Raw genomic sequence first — 2,931 nt, 5'->3', positions numbered from 1 at the left:
ACGTTTCAAGTAAACGTATCGCATCTGCTCGTCCTTTATCGGAAAGTGGCCGTTTCCGTTCATCTGGTGAATATGTCGAGTGTGCGTGCCGTACGAAATAGAGTGTCGTCATGTTTTGATTTTCCCCTTTATTGGTGTGTCCATCGGTATCCGATTCCGCGAACTGTTTCGAGATGCTGTTCAATCGGAAAACCGCAAACACGTAGTTTTTCTCTTAAATGTCTGATATGCGAGTCGATCGTCCGCTCGTCTACAGACGCTTCCGCTCCCCATAACATCGTCGTTAGTTGATCGCGTGTCCAAACACGTCGTGGAGAATCTAAAAATACACCTAACAACTCAAACTCCGTCTTCGTTAACGAAATCTTTTGTTGGAGGTAACTACAACGATAGCTTTCCCGGTCATAGGATAGACCATCATACTGTTGCTGTAATAAAACTTCCATTCGCCCGATCAGTTCCCCTTCTTGAATCGGTTTTGATATGTAATCATTCGCTCCTACTTCTCGTGTCCGAATGATGTCTTCCCGCTGATTCCGAGCCGTAACCATCAAGATTGGGATGTTAGAGTGTTCTCGAATGAGACGACAACATGTCCAGCCATCCATATCCGGCATCATGACATCTAGTAAAATCAGGTCGAATACGTGCTGACGGCAGAGATCAAGAGCTTGTTGCGCAGAATCCACAAGCTGACACGTGTACCCATACGGCTGAATATACAGTTTGAGCAGTTCAAGCATTCTTGGTTCATCATCTACGATCAATACATGCGGCATTTTATTTCTCCTTCCACTGCAGTGTCACTTGTGTTCCATGTCCAAGCTGACTCTTGATGTTCAATTCTGCTCCATGTGTCTGAGCAATTGCTTCAACGATGGAGAGTCCGATTCCAGTTCCTCCATGTTTTCGAGAACGAGATGCTTCCGTTCGGTAGAGCCGTTTCGTTACATGAGGTAAAGATTCTGCAGCGATCCCTTCTCCTGTATCTTCGATTTGAATGAAAGCCCCTACTGCGTTGACACCATAACGAACGATAATTTTTCCCGACGTCGTATGTCGTCGTGCATTTTCAATGATATTCACGATCATCTGACGGAGCTGCTGAGCGTCACCCATCACTTCTAATCGCTCACCTTCTATCTCGAACGAAACATTTTCTTGTTCGATGTCCAGGCGCATCAATCGTATCACTTGATGAATCAAGTCTTCGACATCGACAGGTTTTCGTTCCATCATAAAAGCATTCGCATCAATGCGTGCTAGCCAAAATAATTGCTCAATCCATTCATTCATTTGCTGACTTTCTTCTCGAATGATCGTAATGTAGCGTTGTTGCTCATCCGGCGTCAACGTTTGGCGTTCGAGAATATCCGCGTATCCCTTTATATATGTCAATGGTGTGCGTAATTCATGAGATACGCTTGCTAAAAATTCGGATCGTTCTCGATTCAAAAAATCGAGATCCTGTTTTAATTGCTGAATCGAACGCGCCAATTGTCCCAGTTCGTCTTGTCGATCAATCGGCAACTCTCCACCTTCTCCATCTAATAGGCGTGCCGTCGCTTTTTCCATCTGAATCAACGGACGAGAGATGAGTCGGGTCGTCCAAATACTTGCCGCACCTGCTAATAATAGTGCGAGCAGACCCACTTGGAAAAACTGCTGTTTCAACGGATCAAGTACGTGATCTACGATTGCTTTAGAAGCGAACATGAAGACATGCCCCCGATGTTTCCCGTCGATGGTAATGGGACTGTCCGTCATTAAAAAGTCACGCATCGTCACGATTTTTCCTTGTTGACGGTAATCGAAATCCGTATGCTCTAGCACACTTTTCATCTCATTCGACAAAGGTCGTGACGCTTCGAGTTGTTTTCCATCTGCATCAGTGATCACCACAGTAAACGATGAATCTGCTTCCATCATGCTGACATGGCGCATTGTCGTTTGGTCATAGGAATCGACAAGGACATCACGATGGGTATTTCCTCGGTTCAGTAAACCGTCCACTACTTCCTGCGTTCGTGTTTGAGATAACTGATAATACAACGTCCCAAACAACACACTGCCACAAATTAAAAATGCCGCAAGCACGATTCCTCCGACCGAGTATGAAATACGACGCATGACATTTCCTCCCTTTCTCTTCACTTTAGTATAGCGAAAAAAAACACGATCGACGCTGACAAACAAAACTGTCACCTCATCTGCACACGATTTGCACATACGCTGGGTATAGTAATAAAGACTAGTGAATTGTGAATTCAGGAGGATTTTAATATGAAAAAATCATTGACGTTAACCGCACTGGCTCTTAGTTCTACGCTTTGGCTCGGTGCATGCGGATCCGCTTCAAATGACGAAGGAAGCAATAGCGACTCACACGACATGTCTCATGGAGATATGATGCATTCGAGTGATGGAAAGATACCGTCTGGTCTAAAGGAAGCCAGTGATCCGACTTATCCGAAAGGAAGCAACGTCACGTTGACGACGAATCATATGGATGGAATGAACGGAGCTAAAGCAACGATTGCGGGAGCTTATGATACCGTCGTCTATGCGATTAGTTACAAACCGACCAATGGTGGAAAGATGGTGAAAAATCATAAATGGGTCATTCAGGAAGAACTCGATCCCGTTCCAACGAAGCCACTGCAAGTTGGTGATGAAACGACTGTCAAAGCGGATCATATGAAGGGTATGGATGGAGCAAAAGTGACGATTGATGAAGTAAAGGAAACGACGGTCTACATGGTGAACTATGAACCGACGGACGGTGGAGAGATGGTGAAAAACCATAAATGGGTCACAGAAGATGAGATAAAGAAATAATAAAAAAAGCCCGCTTTTCCTATAAAGGAAAAGCGGGCTTTCGGTATGATTCTGACTGGGCTCGAACCAGCGACCTCTACCCTGTCAAGGTAG

Annotated in this window: 3 protein-coding genes and 1 pseudogene; 1 reads left to right on the top strand and 3 read right to left on the bottom strand. The window is 44.9% G+C overall.

Features of this window, described 5'->3' with window-relative positions; all coding sequences use genetic code 11:
- The 3 genes and pseudogenes from F8N00_RS17445 to F8N00_RS17435 form a co-directional block, all read right to left on the bottom strand.
- A pseudogene (locus F8N00_RS17445) lies at positions 1 to 112 on the bottom strand (histidine phosphatase family protein); the annotation flags it as partial.
- Between the two features lie 16 nt (positions 113 to 128).
- Positions 129 to 779, bottom strand: coding sequence for a response regulator transcription factor (locus F8N00_RS17440; RefSeq protein WP_023467148.1), 651 nt, complete (start codon positions 777 to 779; stop codon positions 129 to 131).
- 1 nt (position 780) lies between these two features.
- A complete protein-coding gene (locus F8N00_RS17435; RefSeq protein WP_023467147.1) occupies positions 781 to 2,130 on the bottom strand; it encodes a HAMP domain-containing sensor histidine kinase in 1,350 nt (449 codons plus the stop codon).
- A 153-nt stretch (positions 2,131 to 2,283) separates the two neighbouring features.
- Here F8N00_RS17435 and F8N00_RS17430 point away from each other — a divergent pair, with 153 nt between their 5' ends.
- The gene (locus F8N00_RS17430) at positions 2,284 to 2,838 is read left to right on the top strand and encodes a YdhK family protein (RefSeq protein ID WP_023467146.1); all 555 of its coding nucleotides are present in this window, start codon (positions 2,284 to 2,286) and stop codon (positions 2,836 to 2,838) included.
- Positions 2,839 to 2,931: the final 93 nt, after the last annotated feature.

The organism is Exiguobacterium sp. A1_3_1 (genome assembly GCF_048985645.1).
Classification (GTDB): Bacteria; Bacillota; Bacilli; order Exiguobacteriales; family Exiguobacteriaceae; genus Exiguobacterium_A; species Exiguobacterium_A indicum.
This window is presented reverse-complemented; position numbering and strand designations above follow the sequence as displayed.